The sequence below is a fragment of the Ruegeria sp. HKCCD3925 genome (assembly GCF_057221175.1).
In genome coordinates, this window is sequence record NZ_JBWVBI010000001.1 from 613474 (window position 1) to 639717 (window position 26244).

The window sequence follows — 26244 nt, forward strand, 5'->3', positions numbered from 1 at the left end:
GAAAAATGCTAGTTATAACTTGGGCAAAAGCAAAAATTGAGGCAGCGTTCACCCATGGGCCGTTTAATCAAGTTCCTGATTTACCTCATCTGCCTGTGTTTCATCGGGCTGGTTGGGTATGCCTATGTCGGGCCGTTTTTTGGTGCGGACTTTTCCGCTCCTCAAAGTGAAGTCCGCGAACCGGTCATCTTGAATGCCGACTAGAACCACTCTTCTGGCGTTTTTACTGGCCGGAACTGCGCAGGCACAATCGACGGAGCCCTTGTCGATCATTGACTGGCTGACCGACCCCCCAGAAAATCTGCCGGGCACAGTGCTGATGGAACCGCCTGTGACCCAGACAGGGTTGCAGCCGGATATTCAGGTCACCCCGCTTGAAGCGCTGTCGCCACCGCTGGGTTTGGTGGCCTCTTCCGTCACAGGTCTGCCGGTCAACTTGTGGCAGAACAGCGATGCGGATCGCTTGGCGGAACTGATCGCGCAGGTGCGGGTCAAGTCCAACCCCGCAATGCAACGGCTGCTGTTCACCCTGCTCCTTTCCGAGGCACGTCCCCCGAGCGGAGGACAGGCAGAAGACAAATTGCTGATGGCGCGACTGGACCGCCTTATGCAATTGGGCGCATCCGATCCGGTACAATCTCTGGTTCAGCTGGCCGGTCCGACCGATACGCAAGCTCGTTTCAAACGCTGGTTCAATGCGACGTTGCTGACGGGTGACGAAGACCGGAGTTGCACCGCGCTGATCGCGCAGCCGAATTTGTCTCGGGATTACGCAGCGCAAATATTCTGCAAGGCCCGTCGTGGAGATTGGGCGTCAGCTGCTCTGACACTCGAAGCCGCTCATGCGCTGCAGGTGCTGCCCGAAGACCAGCTTGCGTTGCTCGATCGCTTTCTCAGCCCGGAATTGTTCGAAGGGGCCGAGTATCTTCCTCAGCCCGACGACCCGAATCCGCTTACGTTCCGTCTGTTCGAAGCCATTGGTGAACGTTTGCCCACGGCTTCACTACCACGGGCGTTCGCCAATGCCGATCTGCGCGATGTGGCGGGCTGGAAAGCCCAGGTCGAAGCTGCTGAACGATTGACGCGGATTGGGGCGCTGACACCCAATCAGTTGCTTGGCCTATATACCGAACGTTCGCCGGCTGCTTCGGGTGCTGTCTGGGACCGCGTGGCTGCCATCCAACGGTTCGAAACCGCATTGGAAACCGGAAATCCCGAGGCAGTTTCCAAAACTCTTGTTGAGGTCTGGGCTCAGATGAAAACCGTCGGGCTTGAGGTTCCGTTTGCCGAACTTTTTGCCCCGCGTCTGGCAGCAATGAAACTATCTGGTTCGGCCGCCGAGAATCTGCGGTGGCGTATTCTGCTGTTGTCCGAGCTTTATGAAGACGCGGCGCAAGATGTGCCCGAAGGTTCCGATGCGAATATGTTTCTGGCCGCCCTGGCACAGGGCGATCCGCAACGCGCGCCGTCGCCAACCCCTCTGGCGGATGCCATTTCGCAGGGCTTTGCCTGGTCCGCGCCCATCCCTTCGGATATCGACGGGCTGCTGAGTAACGATCAATTGGGCGAAGCCATTCTGGAAACGATGCAATTGTTCGCCCATGGCGCGCGCGGCAATCTGGTCGACCTGACCGCTGCAATCGCTGCGTTCCGCCGCGTGGGTCTTGAAGACACCGCACGTCGGGCCGCGTTGCAGTTGATGATATTGAACGGGGCTTGAGCATGACCGCGCCCGCGTCTCAGGAGCTGTGGATTTCCACCTTCCTCGAAGCGCAAGCTGCCGAGCTTGGCGCTGCCACCAACACCCTGCTCGCCTATGGCCGGGATCTGAAAGATTTCTCTGATTGGTTGACGCGTCGGAAATCGGGCTTTTCCGAAGCGGATCGCGATCGGATCGAAGGTTACCTGATCGATTGCGATGCGCAGGGCCTGTCGCGCTCGACAAGGGCACGGCGGTTGTCGGCGATCAAACAATTGTATCGATTTGCTTTCGAAGAAGGCTGGCGCGAAAGCAACCCGGCCATCCAGATCAAGGGACCAGGGCGCCCCAAGCGATTGCCTAAGACACTGGACGTGCCAGAAGTTGACCGCCTGCTTGCAGCAGCGCGGCGCACGGGTCGTTCCGACGCAGACAAAATTCGCAACACGTGCCTGATGGAACTGCTCTATGCGACGGGGATGCGGGTGACAGAACTGGTATCGCTGCCGGTCAGTTCAGCCAGAGGTGATCCGCGCATGCTGCTGGTTCTCGGCAAAGGCGGGAAAGAGCGGATGGTTCCGCTGTCCCCCCCTGCCCACGAGGCGTTGGCAGATTGGCTGAAAGCCCGCGATACCGCGGAGGAAAAAGCCATTTCCAAAGGGGGGCAAGCGTCACGTTTCCTGTTCCCGTCGCGCGGGAAGTCCGGGCACCTGACGCGGCATCGCTTCTTTCTGCTGGTCAAGGAACTGGCGATCGAAGGCGGTGTTTTGCCTGAAAAAGTCACACCTCATACGCTGCGCCATGCGTTTGCGACGCACCTGCTGGCCAATGGCGCGGATTTGCGCTCGATCCAGACGCTGTTGGGCCATGCAGATGTGGCGACAACCGAGATCTATACGCATGTTCTGGATGAACGCCTGTCGGAACTGGTGTTGGAACACCACCCGCTGGCCAAAGACGACACCACAGATCAGGGCTAACCCCTTGATTGGCCGGGCCCGCACCCCCATAACGAATGCAGCAACACGAACAACCTAGGACCAATGGAACCCACTCCTTCTCTGCTTGATGGCGCATTCTGGATCACGACAGGATCCATTCTTCTTCTCCTTGTCCTATCGGGCTTTTTCTCGGGCTCCGAAACTGCGCTGACCGCATCATCGCGTGGCAAGCTGAGAGCGCAGGCTGACAAAGGCTCGCGCGGGGCGAAAAAAGCGCTGGAAATCACCGATGATAACGAACGTCTGATCGGCTCGGTCCTTCTCGGCAACAACCTTGTCAACATCCTTGCCGCTTCGTTGGCAACCGCCCTGTTTACTCGCCTGTTCGGCGAAAGCGGTGTGGCGCTAGCGACGCTCGTGATGACCCTTCTGGTGCTGATCTTTGCCGAGGTGCTGCCCAAGACCTACGCGATTACCAACGCCGAAAAAGCCGCCGCCTTGGTGGCACCCGTTATCAGCGTCGTCGTAACGGTGTTCTCTCCGGTGGTGGCTGCCGTCCGACTGCTGGTGCGCGGTGTATTGCGCCTGTTCGGCGTACAGATCGACCCTGATAGCAACATCCTTGCGGTCCGTGAAGAAATCGCTGGCGCATTGCAACTGGGCCATTCCGAAGGTGTGGTCGAAAAAGAAGATCGCGACCGTATTCTGGGCGCGCTCGATCTTGGCGACCGCGCGGTGGAAGAGATCATGCTTCATCGCTCGAATATTGAGATGATCGATGCGGATGACGAACCCGAAGCGATCTTGAAACAATGTCTGGAAAGCCCGCACACCCGCCTGCCTGTGTTCCGTGAAGAACAGGAAAACATCGTGGGTGTCGTGCACGCCAAAGACCTGTTTCGCGCAATGTATGCGCAGGTAGGTGGCGCGGATGGTGATCCAGAGCGGCTTAAGAATTTCGACATCGCGAAGGTTGCCAACGATCCTTATTTCGTGCCCGAAACCACCACTCTGGACGACCAGATGCGTGAGTTTCTTCGGATGCACAGCCATTTTGCCTTGGTTGTCGACGAATACGGATCGCTGCGCGGGCTGATCACGCTGGAAGATATTCTGGAAGAGATCGTGGGCGAGATCGCAGACGAGTTCGACATCGACGAAGATGTCCCCGTTACCCGATCTGACGACGGCCAGTATCTGGTCGAAGGCGCGATGACCATCCGCGACGCAAACCGCGCGCTAGACTGGTCGCTGCCGGATGAAGAAGCCAACACGCTGGCCGGGTTGGTGATCCACGAGGCTCAGATGATCCCCATTGTGGGCCAAGTATTCTCGTTCCACGGTTTCCGATTTGAGGTCACGGCCCGCGAAGGCAACAGGATCACCGCCCTCAAGGTTCGTCCTCTCTAAGCCCTACAGCGCGCGTATTCAGCAAACGACGCGCGGTGTCGCGAACGGAACAGTAATACGCCAGAGCCCTCGGCAGGCTCGGCCAAAAGCCGAGGGAGAAACATCGTGAAAACCACCACCCGTGTCGCAGTTATCGGAGGCGGCGTTGTCGGATGCTCGGTCCTCTATCACCTGACCAAGCTCGGTTGGTCGGATGTGATGCTGCTGGAACGGTCTGAGCTGACCAGCGGTTCGACCTGGCATGCGGCGGGCGGGTTTCACACCCTGAACGGTGACACAAACATGGCCGCCCTGCAGGGCTATACCATCCGGCTGTACAAAGAGCTGGAAGAGATCACGGGCATGTCGTGCGGCCTGCACCACGTCGGCGGCGTCACGCTGGCCGACAATCAAGACCGGTTCGACATGTTGCTTGCCGAACGCGCCAAGCACCGATTCATGGGTCTTGAGACCGAGATCGTCGGGCCTGAGGAGATCAAAAAAATTGCTCCGATCACCAACACCGATGGCATCCTTGGTGCGCTGTATGATCCGCTGGACGGGCACCTTGATCCGTCGGGTACAACACACGCATACGCCAAGGCCGCGCGTATGGGCGGGGCTACGATCGAAACACATTGCATGGTGCGCGAGACCAACCAGCGCCCGGACGGAACTTGGGACGTGGTGACCGACAAGGGTACAATTCACGCCGAACATATCGTCAATGCGGGCGGATTGTGGGCGCGCGAGGTCGGTGCGATGGCCGGGATCTATTTCCCGTTGCATCCGATGGAGCATCAATATCTGGTCACCGATAACATACCCGAGATCGAGGCCATCATCGACGCAGGTAGCGAGCACCCGCATGTGATGGACCCCGCTGGCGAAAGCTATCTGCGGCAGGAAGGGCGTGGACTGTGCATCGGCTTCTACGAACAGCCCTGCAAGCCTTGGGCGGTCGACGGCACCCCGTGGGAGTTTGGCCATGAATTGCTGCCCGATGACTTCGACAAGATCACCGATAGCATCGAATTCGCCTACAAACGCTTCCCTGTTCTCGCTGAGGCGGGTGTCAAATCCGTCATCCATGGGCCGTTTACCTTTGCCCCGGATGGCAACCCTCTGGTCGGTCCGGTGCCTGGCGTGCGGAACTACTGGTCAGCCTGCGGTGTCATGGCCGGTTTCAGCCAAGGCGGTGGTGTTGGCTTGACCCTTGCTCAATGGATGATCGAAGGCGAACCCGAACGCGATGTGTTTGCCATGGATGTGGCGCGGTTTGGCGATTGGATCAGCCCGGGCTATACGCGCCCCAAGGTGATCGAGAACTATCAGAAGCGGTTCAGCGTCGCTTATCCGAACGAGGAACTGCCTGCAGCGCGTCCCAACCGAACCACACCAATGTACGACATCTTCAGCGATCTCGGTGCCGTTTGGGGGCAGCAATACGGGCTGGAAGTACCAAACTACTTTGCCCAAGGCGATGAACCGGATTTCGAGACACCCTCGTTCCGCCGTTCCAACGCCTTTGAGGCCACCGGCCGCGAAGTTCGTGCCGTGCGTGGAGGTGTTGGGATCAACGAAGTCCACAATTTCGGAAAATACCGTATTACCGGTGCCGGTGCTCGTGCATGGCTGGATCGCATCATGGCGGGCCGCATACCCAAACCAGGCCGCGTTTCACTGACGCCAATGTTGTCGCATAAAGGTAAGCTGATCGGGGATTTCACCGTCTCCTGCTTGGGCGACGACCTGTTTCACCTGACCGCCTCATACGGCAGTCAGGCATTTCATATGCGCTGGTTCCTGCAAAACCAGGACCGTGGCGTGGGCATCGAGAACATCAGCGACCGGTTGAATGGGTTTCAGATCGCAGGCCCCAAGGCCACCGAGGTTTTGTCGGCCTGCACCCGAGAAGCAGTCAACTCGCTCAGGTTCCTCGACGTGCGCGAGATGACAATTGGCATGACCGACTGCATCGTTCAGCGTGTCAGCTATACCGGCGATCTGGGTTATGAGATTTATTGCGACCCAATGGCCCAACGGCAACTCTGGTGGAGTTTGTGGCAAGCGGGTCAAGCCCATGACATGACCCCATTTGGCATGCGCGCAATGATGAGTCTGCGTCTGGACAAGTTCTTTGGCTCGTGGATGCGAGAATTTTCACCCGACTATACAGCTGCAGAAACCGGGTTGGATCGGTTCATCTCATTCTCCAAGAGCAGCGATTTCATAGGCCGAGCAGCGGCGGAGGCCGAGCGCGCATCTGGCGCTGATCGCCGCTTGGTGGCTTTTGAGGTCGACGCGGCAGATGCAGATGTAAACGCGTACGAACCGATCTGGTTAGACGGCGTTGTTGTCGGCTTCTGTACATCTGGTGGGTATTCGCACTTTGCGGGCAAGTCGATTGCCATGGGGTTCCTCCCGACTGAACAGGCCACCGAGGGACGTGCGGTTGAAATTGAAATTCTAGGTCAGATGCACAATGCGCGTGTCATCACGACCCTACTTTTCGATCCCGATGGCGCAAGAATGCGGGGATGACTTATTAATCCACCGACGGCATGCTTGCGAAATGACCCAGATTCCCATCATCCTGCTCGCTGCCGGGCAATCCAGCCGCATGGGTGGTGCTGATAAGTTAATGCAACCGATTGAAGGCGTGCCGCTTCTGCGCCGAGTGGCTCAGCGGGCGCTTGTCGCAGGTCACGTTATCATCGCCCTGCCCCCGGCCCCACATCCCCGATATACGGTGCTGGAGGGCCTCGGTGTTCAACTGGTCGAAATCCCAAATGCGCAAGAAGGCATGAATGCCAGTTTGAGAGGCGCAATGGCCTCCATTCCAGCAAATGCACCTGCGGTCATGATCCTGTTATCGGACCTTCCGGACCTCACAACCCAAGACCTGAACAGCGTTCTCCGATCAGTCAAAACCCACCCTGACAATCTGATATGGCGTGGGGCTACTGAGGAAGGCGCTCCCGGCCATCCTGTCGTCTTTGATCGTTCTCTATTTTCAGAGCTTTCGGAACTGAACGGTGACAGCGGCGCGCAGATTGTCGTGCAACGCTACAAGGGCAAGGTTCATCTGCATCGCCTGCCCGCCCAGAATGCGCTGCTTGATTTGGATACACCCGCCGATTGGACCCGTTGGAATGCGGGCCGACCGCAAAAGCAGCCCCTCAAATAAACGCGACCCGGTCAATAATGACCGGGTCGCATGCCCAAAAACAGGACTACCACTTTCACCAATCTCTAAAGCGCGGTCAGATCGCCAATCAGGCTTCCCGACGTTGTGCTGCTGAACCTAAACAAGACCCCCTCGTTAACATGCCGCTCAGCGCTATGGAGACTGAGATGCGCCTTTGACACCCCCTAGTGCCTAAGACCCCCCTCACTTGGGCAACTCCAATGTCGCTGATCCGATGCGTTCAAACAATGTAAAATTGGATGAAATGGTAAATTTCAGCGCAGGCGCACTGGCTTTTGAGCAACAATGCAACACTCTGGATTCTACCAATGGTTGCATCGACTTATACTTTTTCCAGAAGTTTCCGTCAGTTGCGCACTTAGAATACGGCTAACTTACCTATTTCAAAGGCATCGACGGGCGCGTTCGAAATTTGAACACTCCATCTCACGCAACTTTTAGGAGAAGTATTTTTGAGACCGCAAAAGCGTCGTTTCTTTGTTAACAAAAATGAATCAATTCAATGCTTTTTCGAAATTATTGACTTTATCGGCAACAATCCACCGATTCGCCACATAGCACCCAAGCTGATTCTTGCTACCCGAGCACGTTGAACGGAGTCATTAAAGCGGCGAAACGTGGCGAAATTAAGGTTTCTTAATATTTCTCTCAGGATATCCCAAGGTTGCCAGTGCATCTCCTGTCTCAATGCGCGGGATCAACCGCCGAAATAGACAGGAGTCAAAATGAGCATCCGTAAATCCTCACTGCTTATTCCACGCACATCCAGCTGGATGGGAGCTACCGCACTGGGCGCGGCCATGATGGCCACCACCGCCCTGCCCGCAATGGCAGACGAGGCTCTGGCCGATCTGGTCGAAACCGTCTCGCCTTCGGTGGTCACGATCACCGCCAAGCAAGATGCCAAACCACGCCCCACACAAGGTCAAGAGTTCGACCTCGAAAACCATCCCTTTGGCGAGTTCTTTAAGCGGTTCGGCGGTCCTGAAGGATTTGACATGCCGCAGCGAGGCCCCAGCCAGGGTTTGGGATCAGGCTTTGTGCTGGATAAGGCAGGATACATCGTCACCAACCACCACGTTGTCGATAACGCTAGCGAAGTGACCGTACGTCTGAGCGATAACCGCACATTCGAAGCTGAAATCGTTGGTACAGATCCGCTTACTGACATCGCCGTGCTTAAAATCGACGCAGGAGAAGACCTGCAAGCCGTTCAAATGGGTGACAGCGATGTCATTCGCGTGGGCGAAGACGTCGTCGCCATCGGCAACCCGTTTGGCCTGAATGCAACTGTTACGACCGGTATTGTTTCCGCGAAGGGGCGCAATATTTCGGAAGGTCCCTACGCCGAATTCATCCAGACCGACGCTGCTATCAACAAAGGCAACTCGGGTGGTCCGCTATTCAACATGGATGGTGAGGTGATCGGTGTGAACTCGGCGATCTATTCGCCCAGCGGCGGCTCAGTCGGGCTCGGCTTTGCGGTGACTTCGAATATTGTAGATCACATCACGGCTGATCTGCGCGATGACGGCGAGGTCAGCCGCGGTTGGTTGGGAGTGTCGATCCAGAATGTCAGCCCCGAACTGGCTGCTGCGATGGGTATCGATACGGCAACAGGTGCGCTGGTATCGGATGTTGTACCTGACAGCCCGGCCGATGGCGTACTGCAGCAAGGTGACGTGATCCTGACCTTCAATGACGAAGCCGTTGATTCCAGTAGCGATCTTCCGATCCTGGTTGGCACGACCAAGGTAGGTACTGATAGCACGCTGACTGTTCTTCGAAATGGCAAAGAAGAACAGATCGAACTGACAATCGGTCAGCATCAGTCAGCCTCGGCGGCTACCGATAGCGTGGTTGAAGACAAGTTCGAAGGTACGTCGCTGGGCGTAACCGTGGCACCGCTGACCGAAACCGCCCGCGCCGAGATTGGCGTGGCCGAGAACGTCGATGGTGTTGTTGTCACCGATCTGGAGCCCGAAAGCCCTGCGGCCAAGGCCGGATTGCAGCGTGGTGATGTGATCGTTCGACTGGGCAATCTGGATACCGTTACGCCAGACGCTTTGAAAGAAGCGCTGGAGAACGAAAAGACGGATCCAGCTCTGGTTTTGATCAATCGCGGTGGCAACCAGATCTTCGTCGCGGTCGAAATCGCCTAACCCTACACCTAAGCGCGCCACATGATGGGGAAATCTGGAGCGCTTATTCTGGCAGGCACGGATTGTCCACGTGCCGCCGGAACAGCCGGGTGCACCTTTGCACCCGGCATGTTTTTTTCAAAGAGTATGTGTGTTTAAATCCCATTGGGAAGGAGCCCTGACCATGAGCAGACGCTTGTTGATCGTTGAAGATGACCAAGACACACGGGACTTCATTGCCAAGGGATTTGGTGAAGAAGGCTATGTTGTCGAAGTCGCATCAGATGGCCGCGAAGGCCTGTACCACGCAACTGACGGCGGATTTGATGCGGTCGTACTGGACCGAATGCTTCCCGGGCTGGACGGGTTATCACTGATTAAGTCAATGCGTGCGGCTGGGTTGAAAACACCTGTTCTGATGTTAACCGCCATGAGTGCAGTGGACGAGCGAGTCAAAGGCCTCCGCGCGGGCGCAGACGATTATCTGGTCAAACCATTTTCATTCCAGGAACTTCATGCCCGGATCGAAGCCCTGTTGCGTCGACCGCAAGAAGCCGAAGAAACGCCGACCCTTGCCTGCCGCGATCTCGAAATGGATCTGTTGACCCGCAAGGTCACACGCAACGGTCGTGAAATCACCCTGACCCCGCGCGAATTTCAAATTCTGGAGTTCTTTCTGCGCCGAAAAAACCGCGTCGTCTCGCGCACGATGTTGCTTGAAGGTGTGTGGGATTACCACTTTGACCCGAACACCAACGTGGTCGACGTCCATATTTCGAAACTGCGCCGCCAACTTGATGAAGACGGAGCTGACCCGGTGATTGAAACAGTCCGAGGCGCCGGATACATGGTTTCGGATGGATAACCTGCGCCTGTCGCTGAAAAACTCTCGTACTCGGTTGGTTCTGGCCAGCATGGTGCTTAGCACTTTGCTGACGGCGACCGTTCTGACGATGGTGTATTTTACGGCCAATCGCACGATTTCAGGCGAGACGCGTTCGGTCGTTCAGGCCGAGCTTACGGGCCTCGCAGATGAATATGAACGGCGTGGCATGATCGGGTTGATCTCTGCCATCGACCGCCGTTTGCCGACAGCGGCTGAGCGGGATGCCTTGTACCTGCTGACAGGTCGGCAAGGCACGAAACTGGCGGGCAACCTGACGCATTGGCCGGAAGGGATAACTCCGGGCAGCGGCTGGGTCGATCTTCAGCTTCGCAAAGAAGATACGGATCAATATGTCCCGATCTCTGCCGCTTCAGTCCGGCTGCCGGGTGGTGAGAGGCTGCTTGTCGGGCGTGATTCATTGGCTAGACAGCAATTCGACCGGGTTCTGTTCCGGTCTGTCGCGCTGGCACTTGCCACGGCATTGGCGCTGAGTTTATTGACCGGCTGGCTGCTGACCCGGCTGGTGTTTTCACGACTGAAAGACATCGCCAATACAGCCGACAATATCGTTTCCGGAGATTTAGCTCTGCGCATGCCTCTACGAGGCACGGGCGATGAATTCGATCAGGTCGCGGCCACATTGAACAACATGCTGGATCGTATTGAAGAACTGATCAGCAACCTGCGCACAACGTCCAATTCTATTGCTCATGACCTGCGCTCTCCCCTGTCGCGACTGCGGCAACGGGTCGAATCCCTGGCTGAGCCCGGCAAAAGCGATCAAGATCGCGAGATCGACATGGCGCGCGCGACTGGCGAGATTGATCACCTGCTGCGCGTTCTCAGCCAACTGACCGAGATTTCGCGCGCCGAGGCCGGTCTGGGCCGCGAACAATTTGAACCGGTAAAGCTTTTGCAACTGGTCGGTGACGTGGTTGAGTTATACGAACCTGTCGCGTCTGATCAGAACATCCGACTTGAGGTCGTTGGAAACGCGGACCCAATCCAAGGCCATCGCCCTCTGCTGTCTCAAGCACTGTCGAACCTTCTTGAAAACGCCATGCGCTACGCCCCGCCCGGCACAGCGATCACCATCGAAATTCAAGACAACGGCGACTATGCGTTACTCAGCGTTCGCGACCGGGGCCCTGGCGTACCCGAAAGCGATCTGCCCCGATTGCAGATGCCGTTTGTGACGCTTGATCCTGCAAGGACAGGCCGCAATGCCGGTCTTGGACTGGCGCTTGTGGCGGCAATTTCGCATATGCACGGCGGCACATTTCTTGCGCGTAACCGGAAGCCAGGGCTTGAGACAACTCTGAAGTTGTCACGCAATTCGTAATTACATGAAGAACATCTACTATAGCCTTGATAAAATTACATAACTGCAGGCAAGAAAGCGTATCCGTGAAAGCGAATGCGACCACCCTGCATCCGTTTTCCTTGAATCTGGTAATCGGGATAACGATTCAACAACCGGCCCAATGCAACACGACCTTCAAGACGCGCCAAAGTCAGGCCAACGCAGACATGCGGCCCGCCTGCGAAAGCTAGGTGCCTGTTCGGCTTGCGTGTGATGTCAAACCGGGTCGGGTCGGTGAACACCTCGGGATCACGGTTCGCTGCCCCGATACATAGATGCAGGTTCGTTCCTTTGGCGATCTGATGTCCTCGGATTTCAACGTCCGACGTAGTTTCCCGGTTGCCAAATTGGTTGGGCGACCGAAAGCGCAAGACCTCTTCAACCGCCGGAGCAATCAATTCGCCATCTTCCAACAGTCTTTGGCGTTGTTCTGGATAGTCATGAAGCAGCGCCAGCCCATTGCCGATCAGATTGGTGGTCGTTTCGTGGCCCGCGTTCAGTATGAAGATGCAGTTTTGCAGAAGCTCAATCTCGCTCAGCATCTCATCCGCGCCTTCGCCACGGATCAGACGTGTCAGAACATCTGTTTCCGGATCTCCCGGTTTTGCGCGACGACGGGCGACGAGATCCCGAAGGTAAGTTTTGAAGTCGCGAACAGCAGTGTGACCCTTTTCCAGCTGAGCTTCCGTCAAAGCGGGTTCCAAAGCACCAAGGATAGCCAGAGACCAATCGCGCAGAGGCGCGCGTTCATCCATCGGTACATCCAGCAGATTGCCGATGATTTGGATTGGAATGGTCGAGGCAAAATCCGCAATCAGATCAACCCGTCCCCTGCCCGCCATATCATCCAGCAGCGTATCAACGGTTTCGATCAGACCCGGCTCCATCCGCGCGATTGCCCGGGGCGTCAGGGCTGAGGTCATGATCTTGCGCACCCGCGTGTGCAGCGGTGGATCGGAGAACACCAGTGAAGTTGTATGATGTTCGAATAACGGCGAGCCAACACCGAATTTAGGGCCGAACGCAGCCTCCTTATCCGAGGAATAAAGCGTCGTGTTGCGATAAATGGCATCCAGATCCGCATGGCGCGACAACAACATGGAACCGTCCGGCTGCCGCAATACAGGCGCATGCTTAAGCAGTGCATCATAAAAGGGGAACGGGTCGTCGACAAACCCCTCGGGCGGGTTCATCAGGTCCAAATTTTGCGCGACATTCTCTAGGCTTAGATCGTTCATGCTTGACCCCTCCAACGCTTGGGTAGCGGAAAGGGAAGCTGCAAACAACCTTGAGCGGGTGACAGGCCGTATCGGGCGGGATAAGACAAGGCATGTCTGATCCGATATCCTCCATCCGCAATCTTGGCCCGGCATTCGAGCAAGCCTGCGCGCGTGCGGGCATTATGACAGCTCAGGAATTGCGAGCGTTGGGAGCAGACGAGGCTTATACGCGCCTGCTACAGGCCGGAACGCGCCCTCATTTCATCGGTTATTATGTGCTGGTCATGGGCTTGCAAGGCCGTCCCTGGAATGACTGCAAGGGCGAGGAAAAGAAGGCCTTGCGCGAACGGTTCGATGCGATCAAAGCCGGAGTCAGCATAACGCCAAAGCATCAGATGATTGCCGATCTTGATGCTTTGGGCGTGCGAATATCAGCCAAGGATTTGTCGGCAGACTAGGCTTCGAGAGCCTCGATCATGTCGACCCGCATTGCGTGGCGACCACCTTCGAATTCGGATGTCAGGAAAGCAGCCGTGATTTCCAGTGCTTGCTTTTCATCGAGAATCCGCGCCCCCAGCGAGAGCATGTTTGCGTCATTGTGCTGACGGATCATCTGGGCCGAAAAGACATCACTGCAAACGCCACATCTGACGCCGTTGATTTTGTTCGCCGCCATCATGATACCCTGACCGGTGCCACACAAGATGATACCAAAGCGACAATCACCCGAAGCCACAAGGCGCGCTGCAGCAGCTCCGTGTTCGGGATAATGAGTGCTTTCCGATGTGGTCGGGCCGATATCTACGGCCTCCCAACCTTGGGCTTCAACGTAAGCAGAGATAGCCTGCCTGAGGTCGATTGCAGCGTGATCACTGGAAAGAACAATGCGTTTGTTTGTGCTCATGACGGCATTTCGCTCCTGTCGACTAAAGCAATGCGGACAAACACTCTTGAGCCCTGCCCTCATAAGAAAGGCCGCACCCGATAGGGGGTACGGCCTAAAGCTGTGATCTGACGGCCGATTAGCCGACCAGTTCGATGCCCGAGAAGAAGTAGGCGATCTCAACCGCGGCAGTTTCCGGTGCGTCCGAACCGTGGACCGAGTTTTCACCGACCGATTCAGCGAACTCGGCGCGGATGGTGCCAGGTGCTGCGTCTGCAGGGTTGGTTGCGCCCATGACTTCGCGGTTCTTTGCAATGGCGCCTTCGCCCTCGAGAACCTGAACAACAACGGGGGCCGACGACATGAATTCGCACAGTTCGTCATAGAACGGACGCTCGGCGTGCACGTCATAGAACTTGCCAGCTTGAGCTTTGGTCATGTGAATGCGCTTTTGCGCGACGATGCGTAGGCCAGCTTCTTCGAACTTGGCATTGATCTTGCCAGTCAGGTTGCGGCGGGTTGCATCGGGTTTGATGATCGAGAATGTGCGTTCCAGTGCCATATTGGCCTCTCCTTGACTTAAGGGCGCGATACCCGCGCCGAAATCCATCGCGCGCCGCCTAACATGGTATTTGTCTCATGAAAAGCGTTATGATCGTTTATCACTCAGATCGCCTCGGGCAGTGGGTCGGTACGATCCAACCGGCGGACATAGAGCACTGCCAAAAGACCAGCAAAGCTGCTGCCGCACATCATACTCAGCACCAGATATGGCCCGTTTTCAGGGCTTACAAACGTCCCGGTCATCATGGTCAAGACAGCCCCCAATGCCACGATCAAGGCGCCTGATAATCCAGCCGCACTGCCGGCCAGTTTCGGACGTACCGACATCACCCCGGCCGAGGCATTTGCATTGGTCAAACCATTTCCGAAACCAACGCAGATGGCGGATCCAAAAAACACCCAGACCGAGCCCATATTGCCGATGAACAGCAGCAGCCCGCAAAATGGCCCAACCGAGGCCACGACCCGACCGAACAAGATCATTGTCGTCAGCTGGGTACGCTTTGCGATGCGCCCTGTAACAAAGTTGCCGACCATAAACCCGCCCGTGATGATACCGATGCCCAGACCCAGCATTGCTGGGCTCAGGTCGAACCAGGCTGCGGCGACCAATGGCGCGCCGGTGATAAAACTAAAAAAACCGCCGATGGAGAACGCGGCGCATAAGGCGTAACCCCAGAACCTACGCGCGCGGAACAAATGCGGGTATTCCCGCATCTGCGCCGCGAAAGTCGACGAGCGGTTGGTGTTGGTTTCACCCATGTCAGCCCAAAGCAGCAACAGCACCCCTGCCCCAAGCAGCGAATACAGCACGAACCCGGCCCGCCAACCAAAAAGCATATCCAGCGCGCCGCCTAGCATTGGCCCAAGCATCGGTGCCAGTGCCATGGCCATTGCGACATAACCCAGCTTGCTGGCGGCCTCGTTTGGTGGATATCGGTCGCGGATCGAAGCACTCGACAGCACCGGCCCGGCCACCACCGCCGCCTGAATCATCCGAAACGAAAGGAAAACCCAGATTGACTCGGCTAAGACGCAACCGATTGATGCGGCGACAAATATGACCATCGCGATCAACAAGACAGGTCTTCGCCCGTAGCGATCCGACAGCGGCCCGACGATCAACTGCAAGACCGCCGAGACAAATAGGTACCCTGCGACGGCCACGTTCATCAGGCCATAATCCACGCCGAAATCTTCGCTCATATGCGCCAGCGACGGCAGGAACATGTTCAGTGTCAGAACCGAGAGCGCCGTTGCAAAGATCAGAGTTATCAGGGTCGGAGGAGATTGAGCCGCACGCATATCGAAACCGTTTGGAAGACGAACCGGAACAGCGCTAACACATTGCTTCTGGCTTGAACATGGTGACCTCTGGCGGCGTCTTGGATGCTCTGATAAGAGCGCCTCATGCTACGGATCGATAACATCACATACGCCGTTGAAGGCCGTCCTCTGTTCGACGGGGCCAGTGCGACCATTCCCGATGGCCACAAGGTCGGCCTTGTCGGGCGCAATGGTACCGGAAAGACGACGCTCTTTCGGTTGATCCGGGGCGAGCTGTCGCTGGAATCAGGCAATATATCCCTGCCAAAACGCGCGCGGATCGGGGGCGTGGCGCAGGAAGTGCCGTCCTCGGATGTCTCGCTGATCAACACGGTTCTGGCCGCGGATGTGGAACGCAGCACATTGATGGCCGAAGCAGACAGCGCAATAGATCCGGACCGCATTGCTGAAATCCAGACACGGCTGGCTGATATTGATGCTTGGTCGGCTGAGGCTCGGGCAGCCTCGATCCTCAAAGGACTGGGCTTTGACGATGAGGATCAGCTGAAACCCTGTTCGGATTTCTCGGGCGGATGGCGCATGAGGGTGGCGCTGGCGGCCGTACTGTTTTCGCAGCCTGACCTGTTGCTGTTGGACGAACCGACCAACTATCTGGACCTAGAAGGCGCGTTGTGGCTTGAAAGCTATCTGGCCAAATACCCTCACACCGTCATCATCATCAGCCACGACCGGGGGTTGTTGAACCGCGCCGTCGGATCAATTCTGCATCTCGAAGATCGCAAGCTGACATATTACGCGGTTCCCTACGACAAGTTTGCCGAACGTCGCGCTGAACGTCTGGCACAAGCAGAGTCGGAAAACGCCAAGGCCAAGGCCCGCATCGCACATCTGCAAAGTTTCGTGGATCGTTTCCGCTATAAGGCGTCAAAGGCCGTACAGGCCCAGTCTCGTTTGAAGATGATCGAGCGCATCCAACTGGTTTCAACTCCACAAGAGGCGGCTTTGCGCGCCTTTTCATTCCCCGAGCCAGAAGAGCTGTCGCCACCGATCATTCAGCTTGAAGGAGGCGTGACCGGTTATGGTGATACCGAGGTTCTGCGACGACTGAACCTGCGTATTGATCAGGATGATCGCATCGCTCTGCTGGGCAAGAATGGTCAGGGCAAGTCAACCCTTTCAAAACTGCTATCTGACCGCCTACCCCTGATGGCAGGTAAAATGACCCGAAGCTCCAAGCTGCGCATCGGCTATTTCGCGCAGCATCAGGTGGATGAGCTGCATGTTGACGAAACACCATTGGATCACCTGCGCCGCCTACGCCCAAATGAAGCACCCGGCAAGTGGCGCTCGCGTCTGGCGGGGTTCGGATTGAACGCGGATCAGGCAGAAACGCTGGTCGGTCGCCTGTCGGGCGGACAAAAGGCGCGCTTGTCGCTACTGATCGCCACCATCGACGCGCCGCATATGCTGATCCTCGACGAACCGACGAACCATCTGGACATCGAAAGCCGCGAAGCGTTGGTCGAAGCGCTGACTGCCTATTCCGGCGCGGTCATCTTGGTCAGCCACGACATGCATCTACTGTCGCTTGTCGCTGATCGGCTATGGCTGGTCTCGGATGGCACCGTGAAGCCATTCGATGGCGATCTTGAGGCCTATCGCGCTCTTTTGCTGGCCCGCGAGAAACCGGTCAAAGATAAACTACAGGCGCCCAAACCCAAACGTGCGTCACGCGAGACCGTATTGGCCCTGCGTGCGGATCTGCGCAAATGCGAAGACCGGGTCGAGAAACTGACCAATATGCACAACAAGCTTTCTGCCAAGCTGGCCGATCCGGCGCTTTATGAAGATGACCGGATCAACGATCTGGAAACCTGGAACCGCAAATTCGCCGAGGTGGTCGAAGCCATGCAAAAGGCTGAAGCCCTATGGGTCGCCGCCGCAGAACGGTTGGAACAGGCAGAGAGCGCAGCATGATCGACATGGCCTTTTTCATAACGGCTTTCACCACGATGTTTGTGGTGATCGACCCTTTCGGAACCACGCCAATTTTCGTTGCCTTGACGCAGGACATGGATGCGGCCACACGCCGTAAGATTGCCATTCGCAGCTGCCTGACCGCGGTTTTCATCCTGATCGCCTTTGCCGCTTTTGGTGAAGCGGTTCTTGGATTCGTCGGCATCTCGATGGAAGCCTTCCGCGTTGCAGGTGGCGCGCTTTTGTTTCTGACTGCGCTGGACATGCTGTTCGACCGCCGTACCAAACGCCGCGAGGACCGCGCCGAGGAAGAAGATCATTCTGACCCTTCGGTGTTCCCCCTGGCCATACCCCTAATCGCGGGCCCTGGATCGATCGCAACAATCATTCTTTTGGCCGGACAAAACCCGGGCGTCCCTGGGATCGCAGCGGCCTGCGCTGTTATGCTTGCCGTCATGTTGGTTGTATTTGTGTTCTTTCTGGCCGGAGGCATGATCGCCCGTATTCTTGGTAAGACCGGGCTGAACGTGCTGACACGGCTGCTGGGTATGCTGCTGGCTGCACTGTCGGTTCAGTTCATTCTTGATGGCCTCAAAGCCTTTGGTTTCGCCTCTTGAAACACCATATTGGTATGAGAAAACTGATTTCGGGTGATTGAATGGACGGCTACGATATTGGGCGATTGACCTATCTGGTTTTGCTGGGTGCGGCCCTGTTGATGTGGTTTATCACTCAGAACCGTCAGTCTTTGGGCAAAACCATGCAGCAGGTCGCGGCTTGGGTGTTTATCTTTATCGGTGTCATTGCCGTTGTCGGATTGTGGGATGACATCCGTTCAACCGTCAGCCCGACCCAGCAACTGACCGTAACTGATCAGCGGATTGAAGTGCCCCGCTCTTATGATGGACACTACTATTTACCAATGCTGGTGAATGGCACAGCGGTGACCTTTCTGGTCGATACCGGGGCCAGCAATATCGTCATCAGCCCGAAAGATGCCGAACGAATTGGAATCGATACGGATCAATTGAACTATCTCGGCCGCGCCTCGACGGCCAATGGCATTGTGCGTACGGCGCCGGTTCGGCTGGACAGCCTGTCTTTGGGTCCCATCACCGATCGCGGTATCCTGGCCTCGGTCAATGAAGGCGATCTGGGTCAATCCTTGCTAGGGATGGCGTATCTGCACCGCTTTTCGAACATCCAGTTCGCAGATGGGCGTCTAATCCTGTCGCGTTGACCGCATTCCCCAATTGAGAACAAAATGAGAACATGCTAATTTGATCAGCATGTCCACCAATCTTCTTGGCCGCAAGCCCGCGCGCACCCCACCCGGGGTGGCCCTGCACCCACAGATCAGTCTGCAACTGGCCCGTGTACACGAAGCCTGCGGCCCTGCCCGGCGTAGCTTTGCTCTGTGGGTGGCGGGGCAGACTCAAGGGCCAGTGATGTGGATTGCCCCGGCTTGGGAGGTGGCGCAGCTGCATCCCGAGGGCATGCTGCCTTTTGCCGATCCGTCCCGGTTTCTGCTGATCCGCCCTGACAAACCCGAAGACCTGTTGTGGTGCATGGAAGAAGCCTTGCGCAGCGGTGCCGCCCCGTTGGTCATTGGCGATTTGCCCGGCCCGCCGGGTCTGACCCCGGTCCGGCGGATGCATCTGGCTGCCGAACAGGGCGGCATATCGGGACAGGCTCCGCTGGGGCTATTGCTGACGCCTGACGATGGTGGCGCACAGGGGATTGAGACGCGCTGGCATATGGCGCCCACCTATCGGGACGAGGCCTGCAGTTGGTGTCTGACCCGCCGCCGCGCCCGCGCCCTGCCCCCGGCCAGTTGGCACGTGACGCGGGCCGCTCCTCATTCCGGACTGCAGCTAAAGCAGATCAAATCCGAAGACGCCCCGATGATCACATAACTTGTGACTGGCCAAAACCGGACTTGCCCCCTAGCGTGCCGGCATGACACACCCGATCCATGACAGCCGATATTCCTGGCTTCGCCTGCTGATCACCCTGGCCATCGCAACCGTGGTCAATGTGGGCATGTGGGCTGTGATCGTCGTCATGCCCGCCATCGAGGCCGAGTTTGGCGCAGACCGAGCCGCAGCGTCGATGCCCTATACGCTCGCCATGATCGGCTTTGCCTTCGGCAACATGTGGCTAGGCAAGCTGGTGGACCGACTGGGCGTGACAATGGCGTTGATCGGCGCCGCTGTGCTGAGTGCGGTAAGCTATCTGCTGGCAACCCTTGCGCCGAATATTGCGCTGCTGTCGGTTGCGCATCTTCTGCTGGGGCTCGGCACGTCAATCGGATTTGGACCGCTGATCGCCGATATCTCGCATTGGTTCATGCGCAGGCGAGGGATTGCCGTGGCACTGGTGGCCAGTGGCAACTACCTGTCGGGCGCGATCTGGCCCACGCTGCTGTCGGGCATTCTGCAGCGCGACGGGTGGCAGCAGGTTTATCTGAGTCTCGCCGTCATCACCCTGGTCGCCGTCATTCCTCTGTCCCTGCTTTTGCGCAGACAGGTCCCCATCGAGGCGCACGGCACGGCAGCGGCGGCAGCACAGGTCAAAGCACAAAGCGTCGGCTTTTCACCCCGCGCCCTGCAGTACATCCTTGGGCTGGCTGGCATCGGCTGCTGCGTGGCCATGTCGATGCCCCAGGTCCATATTGTCTCCTATTGTGTGGGCTTGGGCTATGGCCCGGCCGTTGGTGCCGAGATGCTGTCTCTGATGCTGTTGGGCGGCGTGGTTAGCCGCATCATCTCGGGGCTTGTCGCGGACCGGTTGGGAGGGCTTTCAACACTGCTGATCGGCTCGGTCCTACAATGTATCGCACTGTTCCTGTTTCTCCCTTATGATGGGATGGTTTCGCTTTATGTCGTCAGCATGCTATTCGGGCTGGCCCAGGGTGGTATCGTCCCCAGCTACGCGCTGATTGTACGCGAATATATGCCCCCGCAAGAGGCCGGTGCGCGCGTGGGTTTTGTCATGATGATGACTATCCTCGGCATGGCTCTGGGTGGTTGGATGTCGGGCTGGATCTATGACGTGACTGGCAGCTATCAGCTTGCTTTCATCAATGGCATCCTTTGGAACGGGCTGAACATCGCAATCGTGCTGATGCTCATGAAACGCTCGCGCCCGCGCGGTCGCACGGCAATGGCATGAGGAACCTTACCCGACGCAGCCTGATTGCAAGCCTTTGCGCGTTACCAATGGCACGGGCAGCGATGGCCGCCCTCACCCCATATGCGCTGGCAGCATCGCGCAGTTCCGTTGGCTTCACCTATGATTTGTCCGGCGCGCTTCAGACGGGCACGATACCAGTACAGTCGGCCCAAATTCTGATTGATACCAATCGCTTGCAAAACAGCCGGGTCGATGTCGTGCTGGACGTGGCCCGTGCGCGGACGAACCTACCATTTGCCCGAGGTCCGATGTTGGGAAAAAGTGTGTTGAACGCTGCCCAATACCCCACCATCCGTTTCATCACGACTAAGATTCAGCTGGGACCCACTGGCCGTATCTCGGAAGGTGCAACCGTGACCGGCGATCTGACAGTGCGCGGTATCACGCGTCCGGTGACTTTGAGCGCCAATCTGTATCGGAGACCGGGAAGCGCGGTGGATGATTTGGACACCCTGTCCATCCGGCTACAGGGGGCGATCAATCGAAATGAGTTTGGCGCGTCTGGATATCCTGATCTTGTACAACCCACGATCGGCCTGGACATCCACGCCGAAATCATCCGGCAGGATTAACCACAAAAAAGGCAAAAAACGACGTCAGGGCGTCGATTAGGCGCGCGCATTTCGTGGCGACAAGGTCAAGTTGCACCTATCATGCGTACGATCATTTCATTTGCCGCCCTCTTTCTTTCGGTCATTCTGCTGCAGCTCTCAACGGGCGGTGTTGGTCCGCTGGATGCAATCTCGGGGCTGACGCTTGATTTTTCGACCGAACAGATCGGTCTGCTGGGGTCATCGCACTTCATTGGGTTCTTTGTTGGTTGCTGGTGGGCTCCGCGGCTTATGGGCAGCGTCGGGCACTCGCGCGCATTTGCGGTCTGCACCGCTTTGGGCGCGATGGGTTTGCTGGGGCATACGCTGACTGAAAACCCTTATGTCTGGGCCGCGCTGCGTATCGCGTCGGGCACTTGTGTCGCCGGTTGTTACACCGTGATCGAGGCTTGGCTGAACGCCAAGGTCACCAACGAAACCCGTGGGCGCGCGATGGGTACCTACCGTATCGCCGATATGGGGGCCTCGCTTTGTGCACAGCTTATCATTGCTGTTCTGCCACCCGCCTCTTACGTTTCATACAACCTGCTTGCGATCCTATGCTGTGCATCGATCTTGCCGCTGGCCCTAACTCGCGCCAGCCAACCCAAGACACCGGACACCCCGCGCCTGCGTCCCAAGCTGGCCTGGCACAGCTCACCACTGGCTGTGGCGGGCGTTATCGTGGCTGCGCTTAGCTCGGCATCATTTCGCATGGTCGGCCCGGTATACGGTCAGGAGGTCGGACTGGGCGTAGATCAGATTGCATTCTTTCTGGCCTCTTTCGTTCTGGGCGGCGCACTGGCCCAGTACCCCTTGGGTTGGCTCGCAGACAAGTATGATCGACGCTGGGTGCTGATCTGGCTATCCGTGGCAGCGGTGCTAAGCTGCGGTGTCACGATGTTGGCTAGCGGAACTGGAACGGTCGGCGTTATGCTGGCCGCCGGGTTCTTTGGCCTGACCACGTTTCCGATTTTCTCGGTTTCCTCGGCGCATGCGAATGATTTTGCCACGACCGAACAACGCGTTGAATTGGCAGCGGCCTTGATGTTCTGGTACGCGCTGGGGGCGATTGCATCGCCCTACATCTCATCCACGTTGATCCAGCAATTCGGCCCTGGAGCCCTGTTTGCTTTTGTTGCATTGGGTCATGTGTTTCTTATTGTTTTTGGCCTCGCCCGTATGCGCTCGCGCCCGACGCCCGAGAAACGGACGAATTATGTCTATGCTCCGCGCACATCCTTTACCATCGGCAGGCTGCTCAAGGGTTCTCGCGAAAAGCAATGAAAAAGGGCCGGGAAATCCCGGCCCTTCTGTTTTACTGCTGGACCGCTGGCCCATGGCCCTCGACCACGTCGACCACCTCATCTGGATCCACGGTGCTCTCAAGCGCACCGTTCACCACGCCCCCGACGCCGTTCTCCATGGACAAGCCAAGCTCTTCGCCCAGTTTCTTGAGCGCTGGCATCTGCACGGCCATTCCCATGATCGAATCCAACGCCTGATTGACAACCGGCTTTTCACCGCTTGAAACACCACCACCATTGGCAGCTCCGATCCCACCAACCTGATGGATTTTGATCGAGTCGATTTTTTCGGCCGGTTTGACCATTTCCGAGATGATCGAGGGCATGGTTTCAATGCGGGTCAAGTCGACCTTCATCCGGATCTGCTCAGGTGACAGGGCATTGTCGGCCTCTACGATCGCACGCTTACCTTCCGCCTCGGCCAGCATGTCGTTCTTCTTGGCCTCGGCGCGAATGTTCAACGCGTCTGCTTCGGCCTGCGCTTCCTCGCGGCGGGCTTCGGCGCGATCTGCGGCGGCCTCTTTCTCGGCCTGCGCTGACAAACGGATCGCGGTGGCCTGACGTTCGGCCTCACGGGAGGCTTCAATCAGAACAATCTGCTTCTGGCGCTCGGCCTCGGCCACTTCGCGCGCCGTAGCCACGGCTTCGGTTGCTTTGGTCGCCTCGGCTCGAGCCAGATCGGCGGATGCGCGTGCGCGGCTTTCCTCTTCGGATTTCTGCGCGATGATGATCTGGCGTTCCTGTTCCGCGACTTCGATCTCACGCTCTTTGGCGATCTCGGCATCGCGGATCTTGCGCTCGCGCTCAATCTCGGCGGAACGAATGGCCTCTTCACGGGCAATCCGGGCGCGTTCGGTTTCGCGTACCGAGTCTTCAGTTCGCGCAGCGATCTCCGCCTCTTGCGCCACACGAAGAGTTTCCACCTTCTGCGCCTGCTCGATGCGCGCCTGCTGTTCGTCCTGTTCGATCAGCAACTTCTGACGCTCCGCTTCCATCGCCGCACGACGCACCTCAACCTCGGCCTCGGCGTCGATCTGCGCGCGTTCTTTTTTGGATATGGCGATCACCTCGGCCAGCTTACGCATACCCACGGCGTTAAAGGCGTTATTCTCGTCCAGAGCCTCGAACGGGGTCTGGTCCAGCGCGGTCAGCGAGACGGACTCCAGCGAAAGACCGTTCTTAAGCAGGTCCTCGGACACCGCATTCTGCACCTCTTGCACAAAGTCGGCGCGGTTTTCATGCAGACCGTCCATGGTCATCTGAGCGGCCACAGCGCGCAGACCGTCGATCAGCTTGCCTTCGATCATCTCACGTAGTTGCTCGACGTCAAAGGTGCGATCACCCAGCGTTTGCGCGGCGCGTGCGATGCCCTCTTCAGTCGCCATCACCGAGACGTAGAATTCGACACCCACGTCGACACGCATCCGGTCTTTGGTGATGAGCGCGGCCTCACCGCTGCGCTGCACCTCAAGGCGCAGAGTCTTCATGTTGACCGGGCTGACTTCGTGCAGCAACGGTACGATGATGACGCCGCCATCCATAATGACCTTTTTGCCACCCGCGCCGGTTTTCACCAGGCTGATCTCGCGCGTGGCGCGTCGATAAAGGCGGCCAAGTACAAGGCCTATGAACAAGAGTACGGCTAAAATAGTCACAACTGTAACGGCCAGGAATGATAGTTCCATGCAATATCCTCCGGATTGGGGTTAAGATTTTTTGGTTAAACTGACATGCGAACCAGAACGAACCGGTCGCGCCGTCGATCACGCAGAACAAGGACCTCTGTTCCCTGCTCCAGCGCATCTTTGTCCTGCAACGGCTCTGCGCGCAGGTAGTGCGTGTTGCCAAAGCGATCCATGACGCGGACTTCGGCTGGACGGCCTCGCGATGCGATACCCTGAGTGATCACGCCACGGCGGCGGGCCAGCATCCGTTCCGACATCGCTTCGGTTTCGGTTTTGGGCAGGAGGCGAGCGAAGACACCACCAAAGCCACGTGCGAACCATAGGCCGAATACTCCGGCCGGAATCGCGGCCAACCATGCAGGTAAGTCAAAGCCCAGCAGATCACGCAGCGCCAGTTGCAGGCCTATGCCACTCAGGCCGAAACCAGCCAGCAGCACAACGAGCCAGATCATGAATGGCATCTTGCCAATGCCCAACCAGCCAAACGGGCCGACGGGCGTAGCCGCAGGCACATCGGTTTCAATTTCGGCCAGTTCCAAGTCACTCAGATCGATGTCGGCGTCGATATCCAGATCAAAGTCGACGACGTCCAGATCGGGCGCGTCGACCATGTCCAGATCAACCTCGCCCTCGCCTGCCAGAAGACTTCCCCCGAAAACCAATGCGATCAGTTCAAGGCCCAGAAGACCGAACAGAAGCGCAAGCGCCAAGGTAAAGGGCACAAATGCGCCCTCTAGTAAAAAGTCAAACATCAGCAGATTGCCCTCGTTATTGTATACTTTTGTATACACTACAAATGGGAAGTCATTGCTACAATTTCAAGAGGTTGTGATTCTGTGTTTCAACCTGAGGTTATTTACATCCAAATGTCAGTTACAATCTGCAACCATGACATTAAGCTCAATTTCTTTCGCCCGTGCGAAACGTATTACCTGTTCACACCTGCTGGAGTAATTCTCTAATCGGTGGGCTTTGGCGGTGGTGCCGGGATCATTTCATCCAGGATTGATCCCGCCTCATATCCCAGCAGGTCAACCCGCATCCGTTCAGGGTCTCCGAACACCCATGCACCAACATGCCTCTGCATTCGAACGTATCCGGCGTATCCAGCCAACGCGTCGTTCCCGTGTGCGTTCTCAGCGAACAGAACCTGCCCGGCAGCAACCTTTTCCGGCATCACGCGCTGTAGGTACAATAGCACGACATTGACGTCTTTGACGCTGGAGCCGCCGTGATGCACCACATACATCTTGGCCCACTCCTCTTCGCTTATGGCTGCGCGTGCATCGGACACGGCGGTATGAAGTGCGTTCAACTCCGCACGTGCAGATTTCTCCATATTCTCTGCCCAGATGGGCCGCATGTCGTTGATCACCTGCGAAACCGCTTCACGTGTGATCTGATCCTTGTCGAGTGCACCTTGAGCAAATGCCCGGGCTGTTTCGAGCATTTTGCGCTGGCTCGCCAAGTCGCCCTCGGTCATGCCCAGTTCGCCCAATGTCGCAAGAAATACATCTATCTCATTGATGATAGTTGCAAACTCCGCCTTCCAGCGCTCATCATCGGTATTATCATCAGGCCATGGAGTCACCGCCCCGATCAATCCCAACACAACATGCGACGTGGACTTCAGATGTTGATAGGTTGGCGCATCCCTTGGATACCTCGCCTCTCCGTCTTCGGTCATGACTGTGACATCACGTGCGATAATCATGACGGGCCGGGTTTCAGCCGTCAGCGCATCCTGGCCTCGGTGAAAGATCGAGAGCATAGCGTGGTCAAAAGCATGCACCGGATCATCTGTGGCGCTCTGGTCGGCGATGGCGCTGGCGGTAAATACAATAGCTGCAACGGCGGCACAGCAGCCCATCCATAAACTCTGCATAATGAAATTCCCCCTAAGCTG

24 protein-coding genes are annotated in these 26244 nt (G+C 57.2%); 17 read left to right on the forward strand and 7 right to left on the reverse strand.

The annotated features are described in order from the left end of the window. Window positions 1-54 precede the first annotated feature (54 nt). The 9 genes from AC2TEM_RS03100 to AC2TEM_RS03140 all read left to right on the forward strand — a co-directional run bounded on the left by AC2TEM_RS03100 (window position 55) and on the right by AC2TEM_RS03140 (window position 11609). On the forward strand, window positions 55-204 hold the full coding sequence (locus AC2TEM_RS03100; protein WP_170393309.1) for a hypothetical protein: 150 nt from the start codon (window positions 55-57) through the stop codon (window positions 202-204). Beyond that, window positions 194-1720 (forward strand): hypothetical protein, encoded by a 1527-nt coding sequence (locus tag AC2TEM_RS03105; RefSeq protein ID WP_170421245.1) that lies wholly within the window; start codon window positions 194-196, stop codon window positions 1718-1720. Before AC2TEM_RS03100 ends, AC2TEM_RS03105 begins: the two co-directional genes overlap by 11 nt. A gap of 2 nt (window positions 1721-1722) precedes the next feature. Next, a complete protein-coding gene (locus AC2TEM_RS03110; protein WP_170421243.1) occupies window positions 1723-2679 on the forward strand; it encodes a site-specific tyrosine recombinase XerD in 957 nt (318 codons plus the stop codon). Window positions 2680-2742: 63 nt separating this feature from the next. Further along, window positions 2743-4050, forward strand: a complete 1308-nt coding sequence (locus AC2TEM_RS03115; RefSeq protein WP_170393312.1) for an HlyC/CorC family transporter — start codon at window positions 2743-2745, stop codon at window positions 4048-4050. Window positions 4051-4155: 105 nt separating this feature from the next. Beyond that, the gene (locus AC2TEM_RS03120; protein ID WP_170421241.1) at window positions 4156-6573 is read left to right on the forward strand and encodes a GcvT family protein; all 2418 of its coding nucleotides are present in this window, start codon (window positions 4156-4158) and stop codon (window positions 6571-6573) included. 31 nt (window positions 6574-6604) lie between these two features. After that, window positions 6605-7219 (forward strand): nucleotidyltransferase family protein, encoded by a 615-nt coding sequence (locus tag AC2TEM_RS03125; protein ID WP_170421239.1) that lies wholly within the window; start codon window positions 6605-6607, stop codon window positions 7217-7219. Between the two features lie 746 nt (window positions 7220-7965). Continuing rightward, entirely contained in the window at window positions 7966-9402 is a 1437-nt protein-coding gene (locus AC2TEM_RS03130; protein ID WP_170421237.1) for a DegQ family serine endoprotease, read from the forward strand. Between the two features lie 163 nt (window positions 9403-9565). Further along, on the forward strand, window positions 9566-10246 hold the full coding sequence (locus AC2TEM_RS03135; protein WP_170393316.1) for a response regulator transcription factor: 681 nt from the start codon (window positions 9566-9568) through the stop codon (window positions 10244-10246). Further along, window positions 10239-11609 (forward strand): sensor histidine kinase, encoded by a 1371-nt coding sequence (locus AC2TEM_RS03140; protein ID WP_170421235.1) that lies wholly within the window; start codon window positions 10239-10241, stop codon window positions 11607-11609. Before AC2TEM_RS03135 ends, AC2TEM_RS03140 begins: the two co-directional genes overlap by 8 nt. 35 nt (window positions 11610-11644) lie before the next feature. Here the strand turns inward: AC2TEM_RS03140 and AC2TEM_RS03145 are convergent, their stop codons facing one another. Then, window positions 11645-12868: a cytochrome P450 gene (locus tag AC2TEM_RS03145; RefSeq protein WP_170421233.1), complete on the reverse strand. Its 1224-nt coding sequence runs from the start codon at window positions 12866-12868 to the stop codon at window positions 11645-11647. Window positions 12869-12960: 92 nt separating this feature from the next. Between AC2TEM_RS03145 and AC2TEM_RS03150 the strand changes: the two genes are divergently transcribed. Next, on the forward strand, window positions 12961-13308 hold the full coding sequence (locus tag AC2TEM_RS03150; RefSeq protein WP_170393319.1) for a TfoX/Sxy family protein: 348 nt from the start codon (window positions 12961-12963) through the stop codon (window positions 13306-13308). On the opposite strand, the gene rpiB is transcribed toward AC2TEM_RS03150, so the two are convergent. From rpiB to AC2TEM_RS03165, 3 genes are all read right to left on the reverse strand, one after another. Next, a complete protein-coding gene (gene rpiB / locus AC2TEM_RS03155; RefSeq protein WP_170393320.1) occupies window positions 13305-13754 on the reverse strand; it encodes a ribose 5-phosphate isomerase B in 450 nt (149 codons plus the stop codon). The two genes, AC2TEM_RS03150 and rpiB, sit on opposite strands and share 4 nt — an antisense overlap. Window positions 13755-13872: 118 nt before the next feature. Beyond that, the gene (gene ndk, locus AC2TEM_RS03160) at window positions 13873-14295 is read right to left on the reverse strand and encodes a nucleoside-diphosphate kinase (protein ID WP_008757405.1); all 423 of its coding nucleotides are present in this window, start codon (window positions 14293-14295) and stop codon (window positions 13873-13875) included. A gap of 104 nt (window positions 14296-14399) precedes the next feature. Further along, window positions 14400-15602 (reverse strand): multidrug effflux MFS transporter, encoded by a 1203-nt coding sequence (locus tag AC2TEM_RS03165; RefSeq protein WP_170405251.1) that lies wholly within the window; start codon window positions 15600-15602, stop codon window positions 14400-14402. Between the two features lie 105 nt (window positions 15603-15707). Between AC2TEM_RS03165 and AC2TEM_RS03170 the strand changes: the two genes are divergently transcribed. The 7 genes from AC2TEM_RS03170 to AC2TEM_RS03200 all read left to right on the forward strand — a co-directional run bounded on the left by AC2TEM_RS03170 (window position 15708) and on the right by AC2TEM_RS03200 (window position 22633). Next, entirely contained in the window at window positions 15708-17561 is a 1854-nt protein-coding gene (locus AC2TEM_RS03170; RefSeq protein ID WP_170421231.1) for an ABC-F family ATP-binding cassette domain-containing protein, read from the forward strand. After that, on the forward strand, window positions 17558-18178 hold the full coding sequence (locus AC2TEM_RS03175; protein WP_170393323.1) for a MarC family protein: 621 nt from the start codon (window positions 17558-17560) through the stop codon (window positions 18176-18178). The genes AC2TEM_RS03170 and AC2TEM_RS03175 overlap by 4 nt, the downstream gene beginning before the upstream one ends. 41 nt (window positions 18179-18219) lie before the next feature. After that, entirely contained in the window at window positions 18220-18801 is a 582-nt protein-coding gene (locus AC2TEM_RS03180) for a TIGR02281 family clan AA aspartic protease (RefSeq protein ID WP_170421230.1), read from the forward strand. A 49-nt stretch (window positions 18802-18850) separates the two neighbouring features. After that, window positions 18851-19477 (forward strand): hypothetical protein, encoded by a 627-nt coding sequence (locus tag AC2TEM_RS03185; RefSeq protein ID WP_170421228.1) that lies wholly within the window; start codon window positions 18851-18853, stop codon window positions 19475-19477. Window positions 19478-19520: 43 nt separating this feature from the next. Next, on the forward strand, window positions 19521-20735 hold the full coding sequence (locus tag AC2TEM_RS03190) for an MFS transporter (protein ID WP_170421226.1): 1215 nt from the start codon (window positions 19521-19523) through the stop codon (window positions 20733-20735). After that, on the forward strand, window positions 20732-21328 hold the full coding sequence (locus tag AC2TEM_RS03195; RefSeq protein ID WP_170608848.1) for a YceI family protein: 597 nt from the start codon (window positions 20732-20734) through the stop codon (window positions 21326-21328). The genes AC2TEM_RS03190 and AC2TEM_RS03195 overlap by 4 nt, the downstream gene beginning before the upstream one ends. Before the next feature lie 81 nt (window positions 21329-21409). After that, entirely contained in the window at window positions 21410-22633 is a 1224-nt protein-coding gene (locus AC2TEM_RS03200) for an MFS transporter (RefSeq protein ID WP_170421222.1), read from the forward strand. A 31-nt stretch (window positions 22634-22664) separates the two neighbouring features. On the opposite strand, the gene AC2TEM_RS03205 is transcribed toward AC2TEM_RS03200, so the two are convergent. The 3 genes from AC2TEM_RS03205 to AC2TEM_RS03215 form a co-directional block, all read right to left on the reverse strand. Then, on the reverse strand, window positions 22665-24338 hold the full coding sequence (locus tag AC2TEM_RS03205; protein ID WP_170421220.1) for a flotillin domain-containing protein: 1674 nt from the start codon (window positions 24336-24338) through the stop codon (window positions 22665-22667). A gap of 35 nt (window positions 24339-24373) precedes the next feature. Beyond that, a complete protein-coding gene (locus AC2TEM_RS03210; RefSeq protein ID WP_170393710.1) occupies window positions 24374-25090 on the reverse strand; it encodes an OB-fold-containig protein in 717 nt (238 codons plus the stop codon). Between the two features lie 206 nt (window positions 25091-25296). Next, on the reverse strand, window positions 25297-26223 hold the full coding sequence (locus AC2TEM_RS03215) for a hypothetical protein (RefSeq protein ID WP_170421218.1): 927 nt from the start codon (window positions 26221-26223) through the stop codon (window positions 25297-25299). Window positions 26224-26244: the final 21 nt, after the last annotated feature.